Annotated in this window: 21 protein-coding genes and 1 tRNA gene; 18 read left to right on the top strand and 4 right to left on the bottom strand. The window is 61.9% G+C overall.

All coding sequences use genetic code 11. The features are described 5' to 3' along the window. The first annotated feature begins 39 nt into the window (after window positions 1–39). The 10 genes from AC1D13_RS11345 to AC1D13_RS11300 all read left to right on the top strand — a co-directional run bounded on the left by AC1D13_RS11345 (window position 40) and on the right by AC1D13_RS11300 (window position 12,701). On the top strand, window positions 40–1,239 hold the full coding sequence (locus tag AC1D13_RS11345) for an ABC transporter substrate-binding protein (RefSeq protein ID WP_457281375.1): 1,200 nt from the start codon (window positions 40–42) through the stop codon (window positions 1,237–1,239). Between the two features lie 147 nt (window positions 1,240–1,386). Next, window positions 1,387–3,333 (top strand): AMP-dependent synthetase/ligase, encoded by a 1,947-nt coding sequence (locus tag AC1D13_RS11340; RefSeq protein WP_477666481.1) that lies wholly within the window; start codon window positions 1,387–1,389, stop codon window positions 3,331–3,333. Window positions 3,334–3,481: 148 nt separating this feature from the next. After that, entirely contained in the window at window positions 3,482–4,264 is a 783-nt protein-coding gene (locus tag AC1D13_RS11335; RefSeq protein WP_457281377.1) for an ABC transporter ATP-binding protein, read from the top strand. Window positions 4,265–4,342: 78 nt separating this feature from the next. Next, entirely contained in the window at window positions 4,343–5,272 is a 930-nt protein-coding gene (locus AC1D13_RS11330) for a branched-chain amino acid ABC transporter permease (protein WP_457281378.1), read from the top strand. A 137-nt stretch (window positions 5,273–5,409) separates the two neighbouring features. Beyond that, the gene (locus AC1D13_RS11325; protein ID WP_457281379.1) at window positions 5,410–6,486 is read left to right on the top strand and encodes a branched-chain amino acid ABC transporter permease; all 1,077 of its coding nucleotides are present in this window, start codon (window positions 5,410–5,412) and stop codon (window positions 6,484–6,486) included. Window positions 6,487–6,612: 126 nt separating this feature from the next. Continuing rightward, window positions 6,613–7,947, top strand: coding sequence for an ABC transporter substrate-binding protein (locus tag AC1D13_RS11320; RefSeq protein ID WP_457281380.1), 1,335 nt, complete (start codon window positions 6,613–6,615; stop codon window positions 7,945–7,947). A gap of 182 nt (window positions 7,948–8,129) precedes the next feature. Next, complete coding sequence (locus AC1D13_RS11315) at window positions 8,130–8,939, top strand: ABC transporter ATP-binding protein (protein WP_457281381.1); 810 nt, start codon at window positions 8,130–8,132, stop codon at window positions 8,937–8,939. A 131-nt stretch (window positions 8,940–9,070) separates the two neighbouring features. Continuing rightward, complete coding sequence (locus AC1D13_RS11310; protein ID WP_457281382.1) at window positions 9,071–10,330, top strand: phenylacetate--CoA ligase family protein; 1,260 nt, start codon at window positions 9,071–9,073, stop codon at window positions 10,328–10,330. Window positions 10,331–10,520: 190 nt separating this feature from the next. Then, window positions 10,521–11,516: a tripartite tricarboxylate transporter substrate-binding protein gene (locus AC1D13_RS11305; RefSeq protein ID WP_457281383.1), complete on the top strand. Its 996-nt coding sequence runs from the start codon at window positions 10,521–10,523 to the stop codon at window positions 11,514–11,516. Between the two features lie 231 nt (window positions 11,517–11,747). Then, window positions 11,748–12,701, top strand: coding sequence for a Bug family tripartite tricarboxylate transporter substrate binding protein (locus tag AC1D13_RS11300; protein ID WP_457281653.1), 954 nt, complete (start codon window positions 11,748–11,750; stop codon window positions 12,699–12,701). 83 nt (window positions 12,702–12,784) lie between these two features. Here AC1D13_RS11300 and AC1D13_RS11295 read toward each other — a convergent pair whose 3' ends face one another. Beyond that, window positions 12,785–13,087 carry a DUF1840 domain-containing protein gene (locus AC1D13_RS11295; protein WP_436156923.1) on the bottom strand — a complete coding sequence of 101 codons (303 nt, stop codon included), beginning with the start codon at window positions 13,085–13,087 and terminating at the stop codon, window positions 12,785–12,787. A gap of 140 nt (window positions 13,088–13,227) precedes the next feature. Between AC1D13_RS11295 and AC1D13_RS11290 the strand changes: the two genes are divergently transcribed. The 8 genes from AC1D13_RS11290 to AC1D13_RS11255 all read left to right on the top strand — a co-directional run bounded on the left by AC1D13_RS11290 (window position 13,228) and on the right by AC1D13_RS11255 (window position 21,538). After that, window positions 13,228–13,977, top strand: coding sequence for a 2OG-Fe dioxygenase family protein (locus tag AC1D13_RS11290; protein ID WP_457281384.1), 750 nt, complete (start codon window positions 13,228–13,230; stop codon window positions 13,975–13,977). Between the two features lie 158 nt (window positions 13,978–14,135). Then, a complete protein-coding gene (locus tag AC1D13_RS11285) occupies window positions 14,136–16,472 on the top strand; it encodes a bifunctional salicylyl-CoA 5-hydroxylase/oxidoreductase (protein ID WP_457281385.1) in 2,337 nt (778 codons plus the stop codon). A 37-nt stretch (window positions 16,473–16,509) separates the two neighbouring features. Further along, window positions 16,510–16,998, top strand: coding sequence for a MarR family winged helix-turn-helix transcriptional regulator (locus tag AC1D13_RS11280; protein WP_477666480.1), 489 nt, complete (start codon window positions 16,510–16,512; stop codon window positions 16,996–16,998). After that, window positions 16,995–17,849 (top strand): enoyl-CoA hydratase family protein, encoded by an 855-nt coding sequence (locus AC1D13_RS11275; RefSeq protein WP_477666479.1) that lies wholly within the window; start codon window positions 16,995–16,997, stop codon window positions 17,847–17,849. Before AC1D13_RS11280 ends, AC1D13_RS11275 begins: the two co-directional genes overlap by 4 nt. A gap of 26 nt (window positions 17,850–17,875) precedes the next feature. Beyond that, window positions 17,876–19,057 carry an acyl-CoA dehydrogenase family protein gene (locus tag AC1D13_RS11270; RefSeq protein WP_477689542.1) on the top strand — a complete coding sequence of 394 codons (1,182 nt, stop codon included), beginning with the start codon at window positions 17,876–17,878 and terminating at the stop codon, window positions 19,055–19,057. Beyond that, window positions 19,054–20,709, top strand: coding sequence for a benzoate-CoA ligase family protein (locus AC1D13_RS11265; protein WP_477689541.1), 1,656 nt, complete (start codon window positions 19,054–19,056; stop codon window positions 20,707–20,709). The genes AC1D13_RS11270 and AC1D13_RS11265 overlap by 4 nt, the downstream gene beginning before the upstream one ends. Beyond that, window positions 20,706–21,146 (top strand): acyl-CoA thioesterase, encoded by a 441-nt coding sequence (locus tag AC1D13_RS11260; protein ID WP_457281390.1) that lies wholly within the window; start codon window positions 20,706–20,708, stop codon window positions 21,144–21,146. Before AC1D13_RS11265 ends, AC1D13_RS11260 begins: the two co-directional genes overlap by 4 nt. After that, a complete protein-coding gene (locus tag AC1D13_RS11255) occupies window positions 21,143–21,538 on the top strand; it encodes a RidA family protein (protein WP_457281391.1) in 396 nt (131 codons plus the stop codon). The genes AC1D13_RS11260 and AC1D13_RS11255 overlap by 4 nt, the downstream gene beginning before the upstream one ends. Before the next feature lie 143 nt (window positions 21,539–21,681). Here the strand turns inward: AC1D13_RS11255 and AC1D13_RS11250 are convergent. From AC1D13_RS11250 to AC1D13_RS11240, 3 genes are all read right to left on the bottom strand, one after another. After that, a tRNA-Met gene (locus tag AC1D13_RS11250) sits at window positions 21,682–21,758 on the bottom strand. An 18-nt stretch (window positions 21,759–21,776) separates the two neighbouring features. After that, complete coding sequence (gene rplQ, locus AC1D13_RS11245) at window positions 21,777–22,178, bottom strand: 50S ribosomal protein L17 (RefSeq protein ID WP_122954335.1); 402 nt, start codon at window positions 22,176–22,178, stop codon at window positions 21,777–21,779. Between the two features lie 85 nt (window positions 22,179–22,263). Continuing rightward, window positions 22,264–23,253, bottom strand: coding sequence for a DNA-directed RNA polymerase subunit alpha (locus AC1D13_RS11240; protein ID WP_122954336.1), 990 nt, complete (start codon window positions 23,251–23,253; stop codon window positions 22,264–22,266). Between the last annotated feature and the right edge of the window lie 23 nt (window positions 23,254–23,276).

Below are 23,276 nucleotides of genomic sequence, written 5' to 3'. Positions count from 1 at the left end.
TGAGACAGCAAACCAACAACGAAAGCCAGGAGACCCGCCATGACCGAAAACCGCACACCTTCGCCGACCGATTCATTTCCTGCAGGCATCGACCCGCAGCGCACCCGCCTGACACGCCGCCGCATGCTGGGCGCACTCGCCGCCGTGCCCGCCGCACTTTACGGGCCGGCGCGCGCTCAGGACACCGGCCCGGTGCACATCGCGCAATCCATCGCGCTGAGCGGGCCGCTGGGCGAGCTGGGCCAAGCCATGCACCAGGGTGCAAAAGCCTGCTTTGCCAGCATCAACGCCAAGGGCGGCGTGAACGGCCGGCTGATCGAACTCACCGTGGCCGACGACGGCTACGACGTCAAACGCGCGCTGACCAATGTGAAAGGCTTCATCGACGACAAAAGCAATTTCGCGCTCTTCAATTGCATGGGGACACCCATGATCGAAGCCATGCTGCCTCAGGTGATGGAGTCGGGCATGCCTTTCTTCGCACCGTTTTCCGGTGCGCTGTCGGCACGGCCGGCCAATGCGCGCAATGTGTTCAACATCCGCGCGAGTTACGCCGACGAAGCCGAGCAGCTGGTGCAGCACCTGGCAACCATCGGGATCCGGCGCATCGCGATCGTCTACCAGAACAACTCCTTTGGGAAAGAAGTCTTCGACGCCACCCAGCGCTCCATGGCCAAACACAAGCTGGAAGCGACCGCGATTGTCACGGTGGAAAACAACTCTTCGGATACCGGCCCGGCAGCGGTAAAAATTGCGGGCTCCAACCCGGAAGCCGTGCTGGTGGGCCTGGCCGGCAAGCCGACCATCGACTTCGTGAAAGCGATACGCGTGCAGCGCAAGGGACTGCCGCTTTATGCGCTGTCCATCATGGGCGCAGCCGCCACACTCAAGGCTATGGGTGACGACGCCACCGGCATTGCCGTGTCTCAAGTCGTGCCCTTGCCGGGCAATACCGTGGTGCCTATGGTGCGCGAATTCCAGCAGGCCTGGAAAGCCGCGGGCGTGACGCTGGAGCCTTCACACCTGGCGCTGGAGGGTTACATCAATGCCCGCGTGTTTGCCGAGGCGCTGCGGCGTGCAGGCAAAAACCCCACGCGCGCCGGCTTCATCGACGGCACCTGGAATTTGAAGCGCTATGACCTGGGCGGCTTTGAAGTGAGCTTCAGCGACTCGGCCCGCAATGCCTCACGCTTTGTGGAACTCACCATGGTTTCGCGCGACGGGCGCTTTATCCGATAAACCGCGCCGACCCCGGGCACACCCCAGTAGGACTTACCCGGAAATTGTCGTCGCAATGACACCGTAACGTCAAAGCCGGTCCTACTATTCATTGCATACCAGCGGCTTTCAACGAGAAGCCGCACAAGAACGGAGACAAGAAAGCGAATGCAGACCACGTTCCCACGATTGCTGCTCAAACATGCGGCCGAACGCCCCGGCGCCGCCGCCATGCGCGAAAAAGAGTACGGCATCTGGCAGGCGCACAGCTGGGCCGGCATGGCGCAGCTGGTGGAGCGCATCGCCTGCGGCCTGCATGAAGCCGGGCTGCAGCGTGGCGAGCACATGGTCATCATCGGCGCCAACCGGCCGCGCCTGTACGCCACCATGCTGGCCGCGCAGTCGCTGGGCGCCATACCCATTCCGCTTTACCAGGACGCCGTGGGCGCCGAGTGTGTCTTTCCCATCAACAATGCCGACGTACGTTTTGCGCTGGTGGAAGACCAGGAGCAGGTGGACAAGCTGCTGGAGATACGCAGCCAGTGCCCGCAACTGGACCAGATCATTTATGACGACCCGCGCGGCCTGCGCAACTATGCCGAGGCTGGCCTGCAATCGCTGGACGCCTTGCTGGAAAAGGGCGAAGCCTTTGCCGCGAAACAACCCGGCTTCTTCAAGAGCGAAGTCGAAAAATCCCGGCCGGATGATGTGGCCGCGATGTTTTTCACCTCGGGCACCACGGGCAATCCCAAGGGCGTGGTCCATACCCACAACACCCTGCTGGACCGCGCCAAGGCCGGCGCCGACTTCGACAAACTCACCTCCGGCGAGGAAGTGCTGGCGTACTTGCCACCCGCGTGGGTCGGCCAGAACATCTTCAGCTATGCGCAGTGGCTGGCCTGCGGCTATGTGGTGAATTGCCCCGAGAGCGCGAGCACCGTGATGATCGACCTGAAAGAAGTCGGCCCGACCTACTACTTTGCGCCACCGCGGATTTTCGAAAGCCTGCTGACCACCGTGATGATCCGCATGGAAGACGCGGGCCGCATCAAACGCGGCATGTTCAACTATTTCATGGGCGTGGCCAAACGCGCCGGCCCCGCATTGATGGACGGGAAGCCGGTGGGCGGGCTTGACCGCCTGCTATATGCACTGGGCAGCGTGATGGTCTATGGCCCGCTGCGCAATACGCTGGGTTTTTCGCGCGTTCGCGTGGCCTACACCGCGGGTGAAGCGATTGGACCGGACCTCTTTACCTTCTACCGCTCCATCGGCATCAACCTGAAACAGCTGTATGGCTCGACCGAGACCGCCGTGTTTGTGTGCCTGCAGCCGGACAACGAAGCACGCGCCGATACGGTAGGGGTGCCGATCAGCGGCGTGCAGATCAAGGTGGCCGACAACGGGGAAATCCTGGTGAAGTCCGCCGGCCTGCTCAAGGAATATTACAAAAATCCCACGGCGACGGCCGAGGTGCTGAGCGCCGACGGCTGGTATCACACCAGCGACGCGGGCTTTATCGATGCCGCCGGCCACCTCAAGATCATCGACCGCGTGAAAGACGTGGGCCGCATCAAGGGTGGCACCAACGACGGTGCCATGTTCGCGCCCAAGTACGTGGAAAACAAGCTCAAATTCTTCCCGCACATCAAGGAAGTCGTGGCCTACGGCGACGGCCGCGAAAAAGTCTGCGTGATGATCAACATCGACTTCGACGCCGTGGGCAACTGGGCCGAACGCCGCAATCTGCCTTACGCCGGCTACACCGACCTGGCGCAAAAGCCCGAGGTTTACCAGCTCATCAAGGAGTGCGTCGAAAAAGTCAACGCCGACCTCAGCGTGGACGCCCTGCTGGCCGGCTCACAGGTCAGCCGCTTCCTGGTGCTGCACAAGGAGCTGGACGCCGACGACGGCGAACTCACACGGACGAACAAGGTGCGGCGCGGCTTCATTGCCGAGAAGTACCAGCCGCTGATCGATGCGCTTTATGGCGGCAAGACCGAACAGTTCATTGAAACCGTCGTGAAGTTTGAAGACGGCCGATCAGGCAGCGTCAGTGCGACGCTGAAGATCAGCGACACACAGACTTTTGCGCCAATAAAGGCGGCAGCATGAACAACAAGCAACAGCAAGTCCCCCAGATACCAGCTCGAGCCGCGGAACCGGCTTTGCCGGGCCGCAGGCGGGCGGCCCCCTCGGGGGGCAGCGTAGTACACGCAGTGACAAGCGTGGGGGCAAAGTTTGCACCCGTGAAGGCAGCAGCATGACTAAAAAGATCGGTGACGTCATCCTTGACGTCAACAACATCAGCCTGAGTTTTGGCGGGGTCAAGGCCCTCTCGGATATTTCCTTCAATGTGAAAGAGCATGAAATCCGCGCCATCATCGGACCCAACGGCGCCGGCAAAAGCTCCATGCTCAACTGCATCAACGGCGTTTATGCGCCGCAGCAGGGCTCCATCACCTTTCGCGGCCAGACCTTCAAGCATATGAACAGCCACCAGGTGGCCGTCATGGGCGTGGCGCGCACTTTCCAGAATCTGGCGCTCTTCAAGGGCATGAGCGTGCTCGACAACATCATGTCGGGCCGCAACCTCAAGATCAAAAGCAACCTGCTGCTGCAGGCGCTGCGCATAGGCCCCGCCGAAAAAGAAGAAATCATGCACCGCGAGGCAGTGGAAAAAATCATCGACTTCCTGGAAATCCAGGCCTACCGCAAGACGCCCGTCGGGCAACTGCCCTACGGCCTGCAAAAACGCGTTGACCTAGGCCGTGCGCTGGCGATGGAGCCGCAAGTCCTGCTGCTCGACGAACCCATGGCCGGCATGAACGTGGAAGAAAAGCAGGACATGTGCCGCTTTGTGCTCGACGTGAACGACGAGTTCGGCACCACCGTCGTGCTGATCGAGCACGACATGGGCGTGGTGATGGACATCTCCGACCGCGTCGTGGTGCTCGACTACGGCAAAAAAATCGGCGATGGCACTCCCGACGAAGTACGCAACAACGAAGACGTGATCCGGGCCTACCTCGGCACCAGCCACTGACATGGACGAGAACACCAAGATGAAACCACAGCGTTCCCCGCAACCCACGATGTCCCCATCCAGCGAAGGGAGCCAGTGATGGGTTCATTTTTAGAGACGATTATTGGCGGCCTGATGTCGGGCATGCTGTATTCGCTGGTCGCATTGGGCTTTGTGCTGATCTACAAAGCCTCGGGTGTCTTCAATTTCGCCCAGGGCGCGATGGTGCTGTTCGCGGCGCTGGCCATGGCGCGTTTTTCCGAGTGGATTCCGCAGTGGACGGGACTGGACAGCAAGTTCATCAACAATGCATTGGCCTTTGCAGTCGCGCTGGCCATCATGGTCGTGGTGGCCTGGTTGATTGAAAAGCTGGTGCTCAGCAAACTCGTGAACCAGGAAGGCGTCGCGCTGCTGATGGCGACGTTGGGCATTTCGTATTTCCTGGACGGCTTCGGCCAGACCATCTTTGGCTCCAGCATTTACAAGATTGACGTGGGCATGCCCAAGGATCCGATGTTCCTGCTGGAAGGTGTCTTCCAGGGTGGCCTGCTGGTGAACCAGGAAGACCTGGTCGCCGCGCTGATCGCCACCGCCCTGGTGGCGGCACTGGCCGCCTTCTTCCAGTACACGAGTACAGGCCGGGCCTTGCGCGCCGTAGCCGACGACCACCAGGCCGCGCAATCCATCGGCATTCCGCTCAACCGCATCTGGGTCATCGTCTGGAGCGTGGCGGGCTTCGTGGCCCTGGTGTCCGGCGTCATCTGGGGCAGCAAGCTGGGCGTGCAGTTTTCGCTGTCGGTGCTGGCGCTCAAGGCGCTGCCGCTGGTGATTTTGGGTGGCCTGACTTCGGTGCCTGGCGCGATTGTGGGTGGGCTGATTCTGGGCGTTGGCGAGAAACTGGCCGAAGTCTTTCTCGGCCCTTACGTCGGCGGTGGTATCGAGATCTGGTTTGCGTATGTACTTGCGCTGTGTGTCTTGCTGGTCCGGCCTCAGGGCTTGTTCGGCGAAAAAATCATCGATCGCGTATAGACATGAAGCCCCCACGCTTGTCACTTCGAGCCTTCGGCGCGCTGCCCCTTACATGTGAATTGGGGCCGATGCGCCTACGGCGCGGCAAAGCCCAGCGCACAACTTCTTTTATTGCGATCTAACGGCGGCTCACCTTTATGTTTTACAGAGAAAACGGCCAGTTCAAAACCAACTACCGGGCTGACCAGCAGATCTTCCCAATCCTGCAGGACCGGATCGCCATCGGCTTGCTGTTGGCGTTCGCCTTCGTTGTCGTGCCATTGTTGGCCAGCGACTACCTGTTCCGCGCCATCCTGATTCCCTTCCTGATCTTTTCGCTGGCAGCCGTTGGGGTGAACATCCTGGTCGGCTATTGCGGACAGATCTCGCTGGGCTCGGGTGCCTTTATGGCGGTGGGGGCCTATGGCGCCTACAATTTCTTTGTGCGTATTCCCGGCATGCCGCTGATTCCAGCACTGATCCTGGGCGGCTTGTGTGCCATGCTGTTCGGCATCCTGTTCGGGCTGCCCAGCCTGCGCGTGAAAGGCCTGTACCTGGCGGTGACCACGCTGGCCGCGCAGTTCTTCAGCGACTGGATGTTTTTGCGCATCAAGTGGTTCACGATGGACACGCCTTCGGGTTCGGTGTCGGTCTCCAACCTGCAGGTGTTTGGACTGCCCATCGAAAGCGCGCTGAGCAAATACCTGTTTTGCCTGGCCATCGTGGTGGTGATCACCCTGCTGGCCAAAAACCTGGTGCGCAGCGCGATCGGCCGCGAGTGGATGGCCATTCGCGACATGGACGTGGCAGCCGCCGTGATCGGCATTCGCCCGATGTACGCCAAGCTCAGCGCCTTTGCAGTCAGCTCTTTCATCATCGGCATCGCTGGCGGCCTGTGGGCCTTTATTTACCTGGGCGCCTGGGAGCCTGCCGCCTTTTCAGTGGACTACTCCTTCCGCCTGCTGTTCATGGTGATCATCGGCGGCATGGGCGCCATCATGGGCAGCTTCTTCGGCGCGGCCTTCATCGTGGTGCTGCCGATTGTGCTGAGCCAGCTGCTGCCGGTGCTTGCCGGCTGGCTGGGTATATCGATCTCCACGGCGGGCATCTCGCACGCGGAACTGATGATTTTTGGTGGGTTGATCGTGTGGTTTTTGATTGTCGAGCCGCATGGGCTGGCCAAGCTGTGGGCCGTTGGAAAGCAGAAATTACGGCTATGGCCATTCCCCCACTGAGCGCTCCGATACGCCAGGCCTAGGGTTAAGAATTACTCGAAATCACCAATGCGCAATGGATTGTTAGGTCGTTTACTGAGGTGTCAGTTTTTTTCGCGGTGTTTATAAATTTTCCAGGAGACAACAATGAAGATTCGTAACGTGATGTTGGCGGTGGCAATCCTCGCCACCGGCGCTTCGTCCCTCGTGGCGACCAGCGCATTCGCACAGGCCAAAGAGCAATTCTTTCCGGTGCTGTCTTACCGCACCGGGCCTTACGCGCCCAACGGCGTGCCCTGGGCCAACGGCTATGTGGACTACCTCAAGCTGGTCAATGCCCGCGGCGGCATCAATGGCGTGAAGATCTCGTTTGAAGAGTGCGAAACCGGCTACGACACCGCGCGCAGTGTCGAATGCTACGAACGCCTGAAAGGCAAGAACGGCGGCGCCACGCTGGTGCAACCGCTGTCTACCGGTGCGACGTTTGCCATCACAGAAAAAGCCCCCGTCGACAAAATTCCGGTGGTGACCGTGGGCTATGGCCGCAGCGAGAGCGCAGACGGCTCCATCTTCAAATGGAACTTCCCGATTGCCGGCACCTACTGGGTCGCCGCCGACGCCATCCTCCAGGCCATCGCCAAGAAGGAAGGCGGCTTCGACAAGCTCAAGGGCAAACGCATTGCGCTGGTCTATCACGACTCGCCGTTCGGCAAAGAACCCATTCCGCTGATGCAGGAACGCGCCGCCATGCACGGCTTCACGCTGCAGCTGCTGCCCGTCACCGCGCCCGGTGTCGAGCAAAAAGCCACCTGGCTGCAGGTTCGCCAGTCGCGCCCAGACTACGTTGCACTGTGGGGCTGGGGCATCATGAACACCACCGCCATCAAGGAAGCGCAAGCCACCGGCTACCCACGCGAGAAGATGTACGGCGTGTGGTGGGCCGGCGCAGAGCCTGACGTGAAAGACGTGGCTGAAGGCGCCAAGGGCTACAACGCCGTGACCATGCAGCACGGCGCCGAGCCGAATTCCAAGCTGGCCAAAGACATGCTGACCCTGGTGCACGGCAAAGGCCAGGGCACAGGCCCCAAGGAAGAAGTCGGCCAGGTGCTTTACATGCGTGGCGCCATGAGCGCGATGCTGGGCGTGGAAGGTTTGCGCGCCGCGCAAGACCGTTTCGGCAAGGGAAAAATCATGACCGGCGAGCAAGTGCGCTGGGGCCTGGAAAACCTGAACCTGACGCAGGCCAAGCTGGATGCGCTGGGCTTTGCCGGCGTGATGCGGCCTATCAGCACCTCGTGCACCGACCACATGGGTTCGGCATGGGCGCGCATCCATACCTGGGACGGAAAGGAATGGAAATTTACCTCCGACTGGCTGCAGGCTGATGAGCAGGTGATCAAGCCCCTGGTCAAGTCCACCGCCGCCAAGTACGCCACCGAGAAAAAGCTGACGGCGCGCACACCCGCTGACTGCCAAAGCTAGGCTCCCCCCGTGGCGGCGCTCTGCGCCGCCTCCCCCTCAAGGGGCGGCACTGGTGGACCGGCAAAGCCGGATCCACGGTGCCCTTGCCTTGAAATCCTTCCGCCAGGCGGGAGGGGTGCGGCTCTCGCGAGCCGCCAATTGGAAGGCCTGCACGCAGGTCTTCCAATTGGTCAGGAAAAAATATGGACACACCTAACATCGTTCTCAATGTCAACGGCATCGAGGTTATCTACAACCACGTGATCCTGGTGCTCAAGGGCGTCTCGCTGCAAGTCCCGCAGGGCCGCATCGTGGCCATCCTGGGCGGCAACGGCGCGGGCAAGACCACCACACTGCGCGCGATTTCCAATCTGCTCAGGGGTGAGCGCGGCGAAGTCACCAAAGGCTCCATTGAGCTGCGCGGCGAGCGCATTGAAAACCTCTCGCCGGCCGACCTGGTGCAACGCGGCGTGGTGCAGGTGATGGAAGGGCGGCACTGCTTTGCCCACCTGACCATCGAGGAAAACCTGCTGACCGGCGCCTACACGCGCAGCAGCAAGGCCGAAGTGGCGGCCAACCTGGAGAAGGTCTACAACTATTTCCCGCGCCTGAAAACCCGGCGCACCTCGCAGGCGGCTTATACGTCTGGCGGTGAGCAGCAGATGTGCGCCATCGGCCGTGCGCTCATGGCCAGCCCTTCCATGGTGCTGCTGGACGAGCCCTCCATGGGCCTGGCGCCGCAGATCGTCGAAGAAGTCTTCAACATCGTGAAGGACCTGAACCAGAAGGAGCAGGTCACCTTCCTGCTGGCCGAGCAGAACACCAACATGGCACTCAAATATGCCGACTACGGCTACATCATGGAAAGCGGCCGCGTGGTGATGGATGGCGCGGCCAGCGACCTGGCCAATAACGAGGATGTCAAGGAGTTCTACCTTGGCGTGGGCGGCGGCGAGCGCAAGAGCTTCAAGGATGTGAAGAGCTACAAGCGCCGCAAACGGTGGCTGGCCTGAATGGCCCCCACGCTTGTCACTTCGTGTACTGCGCTGCCCCCCGAGGGGGCCGCTGCGCCTGCGGCCCGGCTAAGCCGGTTCCGCGGCCCCGGCTGGTTTAAGACCTCTCCTTGCCCAGGTTTTCTCCAAATATGACCACACATTACGACTCACTGGAAGTGCGAAGCCCTGCGGAACGCGAGGCGGCGCTGCTGACCGCCTTGCCGCAGCAGATTGCCCATGCCAAGACCCGGGCCCCCGCATTCACAGCCATCCTTAAAGACGTTGACGCCCAGGCCATCACATCACGTGCGGAACTGGCGCAATTGCCCGTCACGCGCAAGCATGAGTTGCTTGAGCGCCAGCAGGCCGAGCGCGCGCCCGGTGGCAGTGGCAATGCATTTGGCGGTTTCAGCGCCTTGCGCTACGGCGCGCATATGCCCCATGTTTTTGCCAGCCCTGGCACCATTTACGAGCCCGGCGGCAAGCGCAAGGACTACTGGCGCATGGCTAGGGCCTTGTATGCCGCCGGCTTTCGCGCCGGCCAGCTGATTCACAACAGTTTCAGCTACCACTTTGTGCCGGCGGGCTCCATGATGGAAACCGGCGCGCATGCCCTCGGTTGCACCGTGTTCCCGGGTGGCACCGGCCAGACGGAGCAGCAGGTACACGCCATGGCGGAACTCAGGCCGGCCGGCTACATCGGCACACCAAGCTTCCTGAAAATCATCATGGAGAAGGCCGCCGAAATGAAGGTGGAACTGCCGACCGTGACGCGGGCACTGGTTTCAGGCGAGGCGTTTCCCCCCAGCCTGCGCGACTGGCTGGGTGAGCGCGGCATTGCGGGCTACCAGTGCTATGCCTCGGCCGACCTGGGCCTGATTGCCTATGAAACCGAAGCGCGGGAAGGCCTGGTGCTGGATGAGGGCGTGATCGTGGAAATCGTTCGTCCGGGAACGGGCGACCCGGTGGCTGAGGGTGAAGTGGGGGAACTGGTGGTCACGACCCTCAATCCCGGCTATCCGCTGATTCGCTTTGGTACGGGCGACCTTTCCGCCATCCTGGCGGGCACCTGCCCCACGGGACGCACCAATGCGCGCATCAAGGGCTGGATGGGAAGAGCCGACCAGACCGTCAAGGTCCGCGGGATGTTTGTACACCCCGGACAGGTCGCTGACATTGCCCGGCGCTTTCCGGAAGTGATCAAGGCCAGGCTGGTCGTCAGCGGAGAGATGGCGAGCGACAACATGCATTTCCAGGTAGAAACCGCTTCCGCCCCGGATGGCCTGGACCAGCGTATCGGCGACGCCATCCGTGACGTCACCAAACTGCGTGGAACGGTCCAGCTAATGGCGCCGGGAAGTCTCCCCAACGACGGAAAGGTTATTGAGGATGCACGTAGTTACAAGTAGAGCCCCCAGCTTGTCGCTGCGCCTGCGGTCTGGCGAAGCCAGTCCCGCAGCCCCTGCTGGCCTGAACTCCCAAAGCCCGGGGTTGCGCGCTGCCCGCAAAGCGACCGGGGGCTAGCCCTTACGTAGTTCCCGCGATGTTTGCGCAGTAAGCGGACCGTAAACTTGGCGCGTTCATCACAAGGAGACGCTCATGAAACGCCTGTTAGTCCTCGCCGCTGCTGCAACGGCCATGTTTGCAGCCCACGCGCAAGCCCCCGCCTTCCCCGGCTCCAAGCCAGTCACTCTGGTGGTCCCATTCGCGGCCGGCGGCCCAACCGACCGTGTGGCACGCGACCTGGCCGAAGCCATGCGCAAAGCCATGGGCGGCAGTGCCAACTTCGTGGTGGAAAACGTCAACGGCGCCGGCGGCACCATCGGTGCGGCCAAGGTAGCCCGCGCAACGCCCGATGGCCACACCTTGCTGGTGCACCACATCGGCATGGCGGCTGCGCCGGCCCTGTACCGCAAGCTGCCCTACAAGGTGCTGGACGACTTCGAGTTCCTGGGCATGATCAACGAAGTACCGATGACCATCATCGGCAAACCGCAGCTGCCGGCCAACAACTACCGCGATTTCGAGAACTACATTCGCGCCAATGCCGGCAAACTCAACATCGCCCATGCCGGCCTGGGTTCCGCATCGCACCTCTGTGGCCTGATGTGGCAGGCAGCCATCAACGCCAAGGACGCGATGACCACCATCCCCTTCGGCGGTACAGCACCAGCCATGAATGCACTGGTGGGCGGACAGGTCGACATGATGTGTGACCAGACCACCAACACCACCGGCCAGATTGAAGCCGGCCGCGTCAAGGCGTTTGCGGTCACGACCGCCAAACCGCTGAAGAACAACAAGCTGCTCAAGGACTACCCGACGCTGCAGGAAATGGGCCTCAAAAACTTCGACCTGACGATCTGGCATGGCATGTACGCCCCCAAGGGAACGCCGCCGGCCGTGATGACCCAGCTCAACAACGCCCTGAAAGTGGCGCTCAAAGACCCCGACTTCATCAAGAAGCAGGAAGGCCTTGGCGCCGTGGTGGTGACCGACAAGCGCGTCGAACCTGCCGCCCACAAGGCTTTTGTATCGGCCGAGATCAACAAGCTCAAGCCCGTGATCGACGCCGCCGGCAAGTTCGCCGACTGATCCGTTGACCGTTTGATTGCCAGCCGCCCGGTTCACGCCGGGCGGCTTTTCTTTTTTTGGGTGGCTGGGTTGAAACCCTCTTGAAGCATGGACCCACGCACGCTATCTTCATGTGACCCCCGGCCGCGCCGGCCATCCCTGGAGCCCCTCTTGAACAACAACAGCAAGCCCTTTCTTTCCCGTCGCTACGGCGCTTTCCTGGCCACCGCGCTGACCGCCGTCGCCACCTTTATGGCCACGCCCTCCGCCTGGGCGCAAAGCGCCAGCTGGCCCACCAGGCCCGTCAAAATCGTCGTGCCCTTCGCGCCAGGCGGCACCACCGACATCCTGGCCCGCGCCATGGCACCTGAACTCTCCAAGGCATTCGGCCAGCCCTTTGTGGTTGAGAACCGTGCCGGTGCCGGCGGCAACATTGGCGCAGACGTGGTCGCCAAATCCACACCTGACGGCTACACCCTGCTGATGGGCACCGTGGGCACGCATGGCATCAACAAGTCGCTGTACAGCAAGATGGCCTACGACCCGCAAAAGGACTTCGCGCCCATCACGCTGGTCGCGGGCGTACCCAACGTGATGGTGGTGAATACCGAAAAGGCGAAAGCCGCCGGCATCAACAATGTCACGGACTTCATACGCGCGGCCAAAGCCAAGCCCGGCACTTTCAACATGGCCTCCAGCGGCAACGGCACGTCCATCCACCTGGCGGGTGAACTGTTCAAGACCATGAGCGGCACTTACATGACCCATTTCCCCTATAGCGGCTCCGGCCCGGCACTGCTGGCGCTTGTGGGTGGCGACATGGATGTGATGTTCGACAACCTGCCGTCTTCCATGCAGCTCATCAAGTCCGGCAAGCTCAAAGCCCTGGCCGTGACGAGCTCAGAACGCTCAGCCGCCCTGCCTGACGTCCCCACCATAGAACAGGCCGGCGGCCCGGCCATGAAAGGTTTCGACGCGAGCTCCTGGTTCGGCCTGCTTGCCCCCGCCGGCACGCCGCCCGACATCGTGAATCGCATCCAGCAGGAAACCGCCAAGGCGCTGGGCACGCCTGCGATGAAAGAAAAACTGCTGGCCCAGGGTGCGATTCCGAGCGGCAATACGCCGGCACAGTTCACGGCTTTTATTAACGCCGAACACAAGAAGTGGGCGCAGGTGGTGAAGGCTTCGGGGGCGAAGGTGGACTGAGTGCATATCAACTCACCACGCAAAAAGCCCTGTCACCAGGGCTTTTTTAATATGGCTCGGCGCGACCGCTGGCCCTGCTGAGCCTAAACGCCCCAAACCACCTCATGCCCCGACTTCAGGTTGCGCTGCAGCATGTCAATAAAAGGCACGGCGCGCTGGCGCAGGCCCAGGCCGTCGCCTGGGACGACGCCGTCTTCGGCATTGGCGTCGTGGGCTTCTTCATGCGCGATCGCTGCCTGCAGGGCGGCTATCGCGGCGGGCATTTGCTCGGGCAGGATGATGCCTTTGGGGGCGGGGTCTTTGCCGATGATTTCGAGGACCTTGCGGCCGTTGGCTTCGAGCATGATCACATCGCCGGCGTCTTTTGATTTGAATTTGTAAAGCATGGATGCTCCTCTAGTTGGACAGACAGGCCATTATGGAAAGTTTTCGGACGCGTGTATGTAGGCAGGTTTCACCTGTTGCGGCCTCGGGGTTCCGGCTGCGGCCGCCGGGCCGGCCGCGCGGCTCAAGCAAAATAGGGCCCATGTTCAATATCGCCACTGTCCCCAAGTCGGCTCGCCAGGCTCTCAGCCAGGATGGGCTGAGCCTGCTCAACCCTGCCGAGCTGACGGCCACGCTGGAACTGCCGACGCCGGCATGGACATCAGGCTGGCAGGCGCTGACAGACTCCTGGAACCGCTTGCCGCCTGACGCCCATCTGAAGGACGGCGGCCACTACCGCAAGCGCCGCCATTCCTGCTTCGTCCAGGAACTGGCCACAGGCACGCTCACGCAAACCCCGCATCGCGCCCACTGGCAACCCACCGATTACAACGCCCTGCACGGCGGCTTCGAGCGCTGGTTCGACCCGGTCGAGCCAGCGGTAGCTACAGCCCAGGCGTGGACGGACCTGCTGGCCAACCTGGGCAAGCTGTTTGCGCAAGTACAGCCCGCCGGGCGCTGGCATATTGAAGCGCACCAGTTCCGCATCGACACCGCGGGCGGCGTAGGCCGGCCCACGCCGGAAGGCGCACACCGCGACGGCGTGGACTTTGTGGTGGTGATGATGGTGGGGCGCCACGGCGTGAAGGGCGGCGAGACCCGGGTGTTTGACGCCAACGGCCCGCACGGCGTGCGTTTTGTGATGCAGGAGCCGCTGACAGCGCTGCTGCTGGACGACGCACGGGTGATTCACGAAACCACGCCCATACTGCCGGCAGACGATCGGACCGGCGGCGGTTTTCGGGATACGCTGGTGCTCACTTACCGGGCAGCTGGCTTTCAGGCACCCTGATATGCGGTTGGTGCGGCAGCCGTAAATACCCCCGCGGCCTCTACCCGCTGCAGTAACACCCGTTTTCCGGTGTTGCGGAAAACACCGGAAAACCCGCTTGACGGATTTAGTTTAAACCTAAACAATTAAGGTCAAATTAATCCAGAGAGTACGCATTCATGCACATTCTTTGCCTGGGCGGTGGTCCCGCAGGCTTGTATTTCGCCCTGCTGATGAAGCTGCAAAACCCGGCGCATCAGGTGACGGTGGTCGAGCGCAACCGGCCTTTTGACACCTTCGGCTGGGGCGTGGTGCTGTCGGACCAGACGCTGGGCAACCTGCGCGTGGCCGACCCGGTCAGCGCGCAACTGATCGGCGACGCTTTCAACCACTGGGATGACGTGGAGGTGTTTTTCAAGGGGCGCTCGGTGCGCTCCGGCGGCCACGGTTTTTGCGGCATCGGCCGCAAGCGTCTGCTCAACATCCTGCAGGAGCGCTGCATCGCGCTAGGCGTGGACCTGGTGTTCGAAACCGACGTGCAGGACGACCAGGCTATCGCTGCGCAATACAACGCCGACGTGGTGATCGCCAGCGACGGTCTGAACAGCCGCATCCGCAACCGGTATGCGGAGACCTTCAAGCCCGACGTGGAGCTGCGCGCCTGCCGTTTTGTCTGGCTGGGCACGCACAAGACGTTCGACGCCTTCACCTTTGCCTTCGAGCAGACTGAGCATGGCTGGTTCGCCGCGCATGCCTACAAGTTTGACGAGAACACTTCGACCTTTATCGTCGAGACACCCGAGGCCGTGTGGAAGGCGCACGGCCTGGACCAGATGAGCCAGGAAGACGGCATCGCATTTTGTGAACGTCTGTTTGCCAAATACCTGGACGGCAACCCGCTGATGAACAACGCGACGCACGTGCGCGGCTCGGCCATCTGGATACGTTTCCCGCGTGTGGTATGCGAGCGATGGGTACATGAGGTCGCCATCAATGGCAAGCAGGTGCCGATTGTGTTGATGGGCGATGCGGCGCACACGGCGCATTTCTCGATTGGCAGCGGGACCAAGCTGGCACTGGAAGACGCGATTGAGCTGACCAACTGCTTTGCCCAGCACGGTGATGCCACCGCGGCGCTGCAGGCTTATGAAGCGCTGCGCTCGGTCGAGGTGCTGAAGATACAAAACGCGGCGCGCAACTCGACCGAGTGGTTCGAGAATGTGGACCGCTACAGCGGCATGGAAGCCGAGCAGTTCTTTTATTCGCTGCTCACACGCTCGCAGCGCATCAGCCACGAGAACCTGCGTGTGCGCGATGCCGCCTGGCTGCAGGGCTATGAGCAATGGTTGGCTAAAAGCAGCGCACCGCATGCGCCGCCGCCCATGCTGCTGCCTTTGAAGACCCGCGAACTGAATCTGAAGAACCGCATCGTCGTTTCTCCCATGGCTACCTACAGCGCGGTAGACGGCGTGCCGCAGGACTTCCATCTGGTGCACCTTGGCGCACGCGCGCTGGGCGGCGCTGCACTGGTGTTTGTGGAAATGACCGCGCCATGCGCAGAGGGCCGCATCACCCCCGGCTGCCCGGGCCTCTGGAACGAGACGCAAGCCAAGGCGTTCAAACGCATCGTGGATTTTGTGCACGCCTCGGGCGCTGGCGCCAGGATTGGCATGCAGCTCGGCCACAGCGGCCCCAAGGGCTCGACACAAGTCGGCTGGGAGCAACCCGATGAGCCGCTCGCCACCGGCAACTGGCCGCTGCTGGCGGCCAGCGCCGTGGCTTACGGCCCCACCAACCAGGTGCCGAAAGCCATGACGCGCGCCGACATGGACCGCGTCAAGGCGGAGTTCGTGCAGTCCACGCATTACGCAGCCGAAGCGGGCTTTGACTGGCTGGAACTGCATTGCGCGCACGGCTACCTGCTGTCGAGCTTTATCACGCCGCTGACCAACCAGCGCACGGACGACTACGGCGGCAGCCTGGAAAACCGCTGCCGCTTTCCGCTGGAAGTGTTTGCCGCCATGCGTGAAGTGTGGCCGGCGCATCTGCCGATGAGCGTGCGCATTTCGGCGCACGACTGGGCGCCGGGCGGTAACACGGCGGATGACGCTGTGGCCATCGCCCGGATGTTCAAGTCAGCAGGGTGCGACTTCATCGACGTCTCGTCGGGCCAGACCACGCGCGCGGCCAGGCCGGTTTACGGCCGCATGTACCAGACGCCGTTTGCCGACCGCATCCGCAACGAGGTGGGCATAAAGACCATCGCCGTGGGCGCGATCTCGGAAGTCGACCATGTCAACAGCATCATCGCCGCCGGCCGTGCCGACCTGTGCGCCATTGCCCGGCCGCACCTGGCTGACCCCGCCTGGACGCTGCACGAGGCCGCCAGGCTGCAAAGCCGGCATGTGGACTGGCCTCTGCCCTACCTGAGCGGGCGCGACCAGCTCTACCGTGAACTCTCAAAGAAAAAAGAGCTTGTAGCCCAGGAAGAACGGGCGCAAGCAGCTATCAAATAGATAGCGCCAACGAATTACACCATCAAGGAGACAAGCCATGGACATGGAAGCAAGAGGGCACAGCGAACACCCCGAGGCCTTGCGGCTCTGGCTGCGCATGCTGACCTGCACGCAGCTGGTCGAGAAGCAGGTGCGTACCCAATTGCGCGAGCAGTTCGACACCACCTTGCCGCGCTTTGACCTGATGGCGCAACTTGAGCGCAGCCCGGAAGGGCTGAAGATGAACGAGCTGTCGCGCCGCATGATGGTGACCGGCGGCAACGTGACGGGCATTACCGACCAGCTGGTGAACGAAGGACTGGTGGAGCGTGTGGACGTGGAGGGCGACCGCCGGGCCTACCGCGTGCGCCTGACCCCCCGAGGACGAAAGCTGTTCGACGAAATGGCAAACGAGCATGAAGCCTGGATCGTCGCGGCCTTTGAGGCTTTGTCACCACGCGAGGTGGAGTCCCTGCACAAACTGCTGGGCAAGGTCAAACAACACCACAACGCCCTGCTGACCGACAGCAAACTGGAAACGACATGAAACACTACATCGGCCTGGCCAACCCCATGCATGCGCAGTTTGATGCGCTGGCCCATCACCAGGCGGAGCATTTCGCTTATGCCTTCGACGCCGGCGTCGCGACGCTGACGCTGAACCGGCCCGAGCGCAAGAACCCGCTGACCTTCGACTCCTACGCCGAGCTGCGCGATCTGTTCCGCACGCTGAATACTGCCACCGACGTGAAGGCGGTGGTCATCACTGGTGCCGGCGGCAACTTCTGTTCGGGCGGCGATGTGCACGAGATCATCGGCCCACTGACAAAAATGACCATGCCCGAACTGCTGGAGTTCACGCGCATGACGGGCGACCTGATCAAGGCCATGCGCCTGTGCCCCCAGCCCATCATCGCGGCGATTGACGGTATCTGCGCCGGCGCCGGTGCCATGATGGCGCTGGCCGCCGACATGCGCCTGGGCACGGCCCAGGCCAAGACGGCGTTCCTCTTCACGCGCGTGGGGCTGGCCGGTGCCGACATGGGGGCCTGCGCGTTGCTGCCGCGCCTGATCGGACAGGGGCGCGCATCGGAACTGCTGTTTACCGGCAGATCCATGAGCGCGCAGGAAGGCTTGCAGTGGGGCTTCTTCAACGCGCTGCACGAGCCGCAAGATGTGCTGGCGCAGGCGCAAAAGCTGGCGCAAGAGCTGGCCGACGGCCCGACCTTTGCGCACGGCATGACCAAAACCATGCTGCACCAGGAATGGGCCATGACGCTGGATCAGGCCATAGAAGCCGAAGCGCAGGCCCAGGCCATCTGCATGCAGACGCAAGACTTCACACGGGCGTACGAGGCCTTTTCAGCCAAACAGAAACCAGTGTTCCGCGGCGACTGAGCGCGGCAGGACGACAAGGATCACGCATGAGATCGACCACCGCCCACTTGGCGCTGCCTTTTTTTGACGAGGTTCACCGCGACCTGGCGCAGCGCCTGGCCGACTGGATGCCGCAGCAGCACATCGACGAAAGCGATGACCGCCGGGCCTGCAAGGAGTGGGTGAGCCTGCTGGGTGCCAACGGCTGGCTGCGCTATTGCGTACCGGCGGGTAAGGACGGCACCCTGGGCGGCGCACTGGAAAAGCTGGACTCCCGCGCGCTTGTCATCCTGCGCGAGACGCTGGCCTTTCATTCGCCACTGGCCGATTTCGCGTTTGCGATGCAGGGACTGGGCAGCGGCGCCATCACACTGGCGGGCACACCGGCGCAGCAGGCTGCCTACCTGCCGCAGGTGGCCAGCGGCAAGAAGATCGCGGCCTTCGCCTTGAGCGAACCCGACGCTGGCTCGGACGCCGGTGCCATGGTGACCTCCGCCACAGACACGGGCGACGGCTGGGCCTTGAACGGCAGCAAGACCTGGATCAGCAACGGCGGCATCGCGGATTTTTACGTCACCTTCGCCAAGACGGATCCGCAGGGCGGAACGCGCGGTATCACGGCTTTCATCGTCGACGCCACAAGCAAAGGCCTGGACAGCAGTGAACACATCGCAGTGATGGCGCCGCACCCGCTGGCCACGCTGAAGTTTGCGCATTGCAAGCTGTCGCGGGAAGCGCAGCTGGGCACGCTGCACGGCGGGTTCAAGCTGGCGATGCAGACGCTGGACATCTTCCGCGCCTCCGTGGCCGCTGCCGCGCTGGGCATGGCGCGCCGTGCCCTGGCCGAGGCAGTGCATTTCTCGAAGGAACGCAAGATGTTCGGCCAGACGCTGGCCGACTTCCAGCTCACGCAGGCCAAGCTCGGCGAGATGGCAGCGCTGATCGATGCGGCCGCGCTGTTGACCTATCGCGCCGCATGGATGCGCGACGAAAGCGAACGCCTGGGCAGCGGTGCGCGCATCACTGCCGAAGCGGCCATGGCCAAGATGACGGCCACCGAGAACGCCCAGAAGGTCATCGACATGGCGCTGCAGATGCATGGCGGCCTGGGCGTGAAGGTTGGCACCAAGGTGGAGAGCCTGTACCGCGACATACGCTCGTTGCGCATTTACGAAGGCGCGACTGAAGTGCAGCAACTCATCATTGGAAAGGCCGTATTGCAATCATGAGCACCTTCGTCTCCGACTCCATCGAAAGCGTTGCCGCGGTACCGTCCGCACAGACGGACCGCTTTGTACACGACCGTTTGCCACCGTACGAACAGCTTCCGCGCATGGTGTACGCACTGCCCGAGCTGTGCATACCGGCGCAGGCCAACCTGGTGCAGGCCCTGTTCGACAAGGCGTTTCGGGAGGGACGCGCGGGCAAGCCGCTGCTGCGCTCGGACAAGATCACTCTGAGCTATGCAGATGCGCTGGATCGCGTAAACCGCATCGCGCAGGTGCTGACGGAAAACTTCGGCCTGAAGCCCGGCAACCGGGTGTTGCTGCGCGGCGGCAACTCGATCGGCATGGCACTGGCCTGGCTGGGCGTGGTGCAGGCCGGGCTGGTGGCGGTGGCGACCATGCCGCTGCTGCGCGCCAAGGAGCTGGGCGAGATCATTGAGAAAGCCAGGCCCGCGCTGGCTTTGTGTGATGCCGGCCTGCTGGAGGAATTGCAGACGGCGCAGGCGCAATGCGATACGCTGCCCATCATCGTGCCCTTCAACCTCATGGATGCAGCGGGCTCGCTCGCGGTTCTGTCGGCGCAGAAGAACGGCAAATTCACAACCTGCCCGGTAGCCGCCGACGACATCGCCTTGATGGCCTTCACCTCGGGCACCACGGGAAAACCCAAAGCCGCGGTGCACACGCACCGCGACGTGCTGGCGGCCTGCGAGGCCTGGCCGCGCCACGTGCTCAAGGCAAGGCCGGACGACATCGTCATCGGCTCGCCGCCGCTGGCCTTCACCTTCGGCCTGGGCGGCATGCTGATTTTCCCGATGTGGGCCGGTGCCTCTGTTTACTACCCCTCCATTGCCTATACGCCAGAAGCGATGGTCAAGCTGATCAACCAGGTCGGCGCAACGGTCTGCTACACGGCACCGACGTTTTACCGGCAGATGGCTGCGTTCGCCAAACAGCACGGCGTGCCCGGCTTGCGGATGTGCGTGAGTGCCGGCGAGAGCCTGCCTGACGCCACGCGGCAGCTATGGAAGGACGCTACCGGCATTGAGATGATCGACGGTATAGGCGCGACCGAGATGTTCCACATCTTTATCTCCGCAGCCGGCGCCGACGTGCGCCGCGGCGCCATCGGCAAGGTGGTGCCAGGCTACACCGCCAGGGTGGTGGACGACACCGGCGCGGAAGTGCCGCGCGGCACCATAGGCAAGCTGGCTGTGGTGGGCCCGACCGGCTGCCGCTACCTCGATGATGCGCGCCAGGGCAACTATGTGAAGGACGGCTGGAACTACCCGGGCGACGCCTTCATGCAGGACGCCGACGGTTATTTCTTCTACCAGGCGCGCGCCGACGACATGATCATTACCGCGGGCTACAACGTGGCGGGCCCTGAGGTGGAAGATGCCCTGCTCAAGCACCCTGCCGTGGCTGAATGCGGTGTTGTGGGCTTGCCCGACGACGACCGGGGGATGGTCGTCAAGGCCTTTGTTGTGCTCAAGCCTGACCAGGCAGCAAATGACGCCATGGCAAAGGCCCTGCAAGACCACGTCAAGGCGGCGCTTGCGCCTTTCAAATATCCCCGTCAGATCGAATTCGTGACCAAACTGCCGCGCACCGAAACCGGCAAGCTGCAACGCTTCAAGCTGCGCGAATCATGAAATTCACCGCGCAAAAGCTCGTCAGGTTTCACCATTGCGATCCGGCCGGCATCGTTTTTTACCCGCAGTTTCTCTATCTGTTGCATGAGGTGCAAGAGGATTTCCTGGCGCACATCGGCTTTCCCGAACATGTTCTGATTGCCGGTGGCACAGGCGTGCCGATTGTGGATCTGAAGGTCGAATTTCTCGGTATGTGCCGTCATGGCGACCCGCTGACAATCACGCTGGAACTGACTCGCCTGGGTAACGCGAGCATGGGTATGCAATACGAGATTCATGGCAGCCCAGCCTCGCCAGACGGCGCCGAAGTCATCAAGCTGAAAGCGCATGGCGTGGTGGTCTATTCAGAGCTCCCCAATGGCAAACCCCTGCCGCTTCCCGAACGAATGCGCAGCGCCCTGTTACCTTATTTGAAAACATCCTCAGGAAGCTCATGATCAAGAAACTACAACCGCCCGGCTGGGCCGAGCCCAAAGGTTATGCCAACGGCATCCTTGCACGCGGCGCCTTGCTTTTTGTGGGCGGCCAGATTGGCTGGAATGCACAGCAACAGTTCGAGAGCGACGATTTCATCGCGCAGACGCGCCAGGCGCTGCTGAACATTGCGGCCGTGCTGAAGGCCGGTGGCGCCGGACCCGAGCATATGGTCCGCATGACCTGGTATGTGTTGGATCGTGTCGAGTACGTGGCCAGGCTCAAGGAACTGGGTGCTGTCTACCGCGAAGTCATGGGAAAGAATTTTCCGGCCATGACATGTGTCGAGGTTGCGGGCCTGGTTGAAGACCGCGCCCAGGTGGAAATTGAAGTGACGGCGGTTGTGCCGGACTGAGCAACAGCTATACAGGCCTGCTGCAAGCAATGACTGCCGGCGACGTCACTGGCAGCAGAATCGCTGAACGCCGATGTAAGCCGGAAAGCAAAACGCCTGCTTGATGCAGGCGTTTTGCTGTTGGCCTCGAGAGGCTAACTTGTTGGTTGCGCGGGCAAGATTTGAACTTACGACCTTTGGGTTATGAGCCCAACGAGCTACCAGGCTGCTCCACCGCGCGGTATGTATGTATTGTAGCTTACTCTGCCTTGGCCGTGTCAGCTGTAGTGTCTTCTGACACTTCAGGACGATCCACCAGTTCAACCAGTGCCATGGGCGCATTGTCACCAACGCGGAAGCCCATCTTCAGAATGCGGGTGTAGCCGCCGGGACGTGCCTTGTAGCGTGGGCCGATCTCTGCGAACAGCTTGACGACCATATCGCGGTCACGCAGGCGATCAAATGCCAAGCGCTTGTTGGCCAGAGTAGGTTCTTTACCAAGGGTGATCATGGGTTCGACCACGCGGCGCAATTCCTTGGCCTTGGGCAGGGTGGTCTTGATGACTTCGTGCTGCAGCAGCGAGTTCATCATGTTGCGCAACATGGCGAGGCGGTGCTCGCTGGTGCGGTTGAGTTTACGTAATCCGTGTCCGTGGCGCATAGTGTTTCCTTTTTTAAAATCCAGGCAGCCGTATCAGGTACTGCCCGTGCGAGATCCCCTTTCCGGCGGGATCTTGTGGTTCAAATTAACGCTTGTCGAGGCCGGCGGGTGGCCAGCTTTCCAGGCGCATACCAAGAGTCAGGCCGCGCGAGGCAAGCACTTCCTTGATTTCGTTGAGCGATTTACGGCCCAGGTTCGGCGTCTTCAGCAGCTCATTCTCAGTGCGCTGGATCAGATCGCCGATGTAGTAAATGTTTTCCGCTTTGAGGCAGTTCGCCGAACGAACGGTAAGTTCGAGTTCGTCGACAGGGCGCAGCAGAATCGGATCGAACTGCTGCGAGCTGCGCTGAACGGGTGCGTCAAACGCGGCCAGTTCATTGCCTTCGAGCTGTGCGAACACGGCCAGCTGCTCCACCAGGATCTTGGCCGAGGCACGGACAGCATCTTCAGCCGTCACCGCGCCGTTGGTTTCGATTTCCAGCACGAGCTTGTCGAGGTCGGTGCGCTGCTCAACGCGGGCGCTTTCAACGATGTAGCTCACGCGCTTGACGGGCGAGAACGACGCGTCCAGCACAATACGGCCGATCGATTTTGGCGACTCATCGCCATAGCGGCGCTGGTTGCCCGGCACATAGCCGCGGCCATTTTCAACCTTGATCTGCATGTCGATCTTGCCACCGTGCGACAGGTTCACGATCACGTGCTCAGGGTTGATGATTTCCACGTCGTGCGGAGTCTGGATGTCGGCGGCAGTAACTGGGCCTTCGCCGTCCTTGCGCAGGCTCAGCGTGACTTCGTCGCGGTTGTGGAGCTTGAACACCACACCCTTGAGGTTCAACAGGATGTTGACGACGTCTTCCTGCACACCGTCGATGGATGAGTACTCGTGCAGGACGCCCGCGATGGTGACTTCGGTGGCGGCGTGGCCGACCATGGAAGACAACAGTACGCGGCGCAGCGCGTTGCCCAGCGTATGGCCGTAGCCACGCTCAAACGGCTCCAGAGTCACCTTGGCGCGGTTGGCGCCGAGCTGCTCAACATTAATGGTTTTTGGTTTCAACAAATTGGTCTGCATGCAGTCTTCCTCTCAATACCCTC

This window comes from Polaromonas sp. P1_E12, from assembly GCF_056405975.1.
The sequence above is the reverse complement of the archived record's forward strand: the minus strand, read 5'-3'. Positions and strand labels throughout refer to the sequence as shown.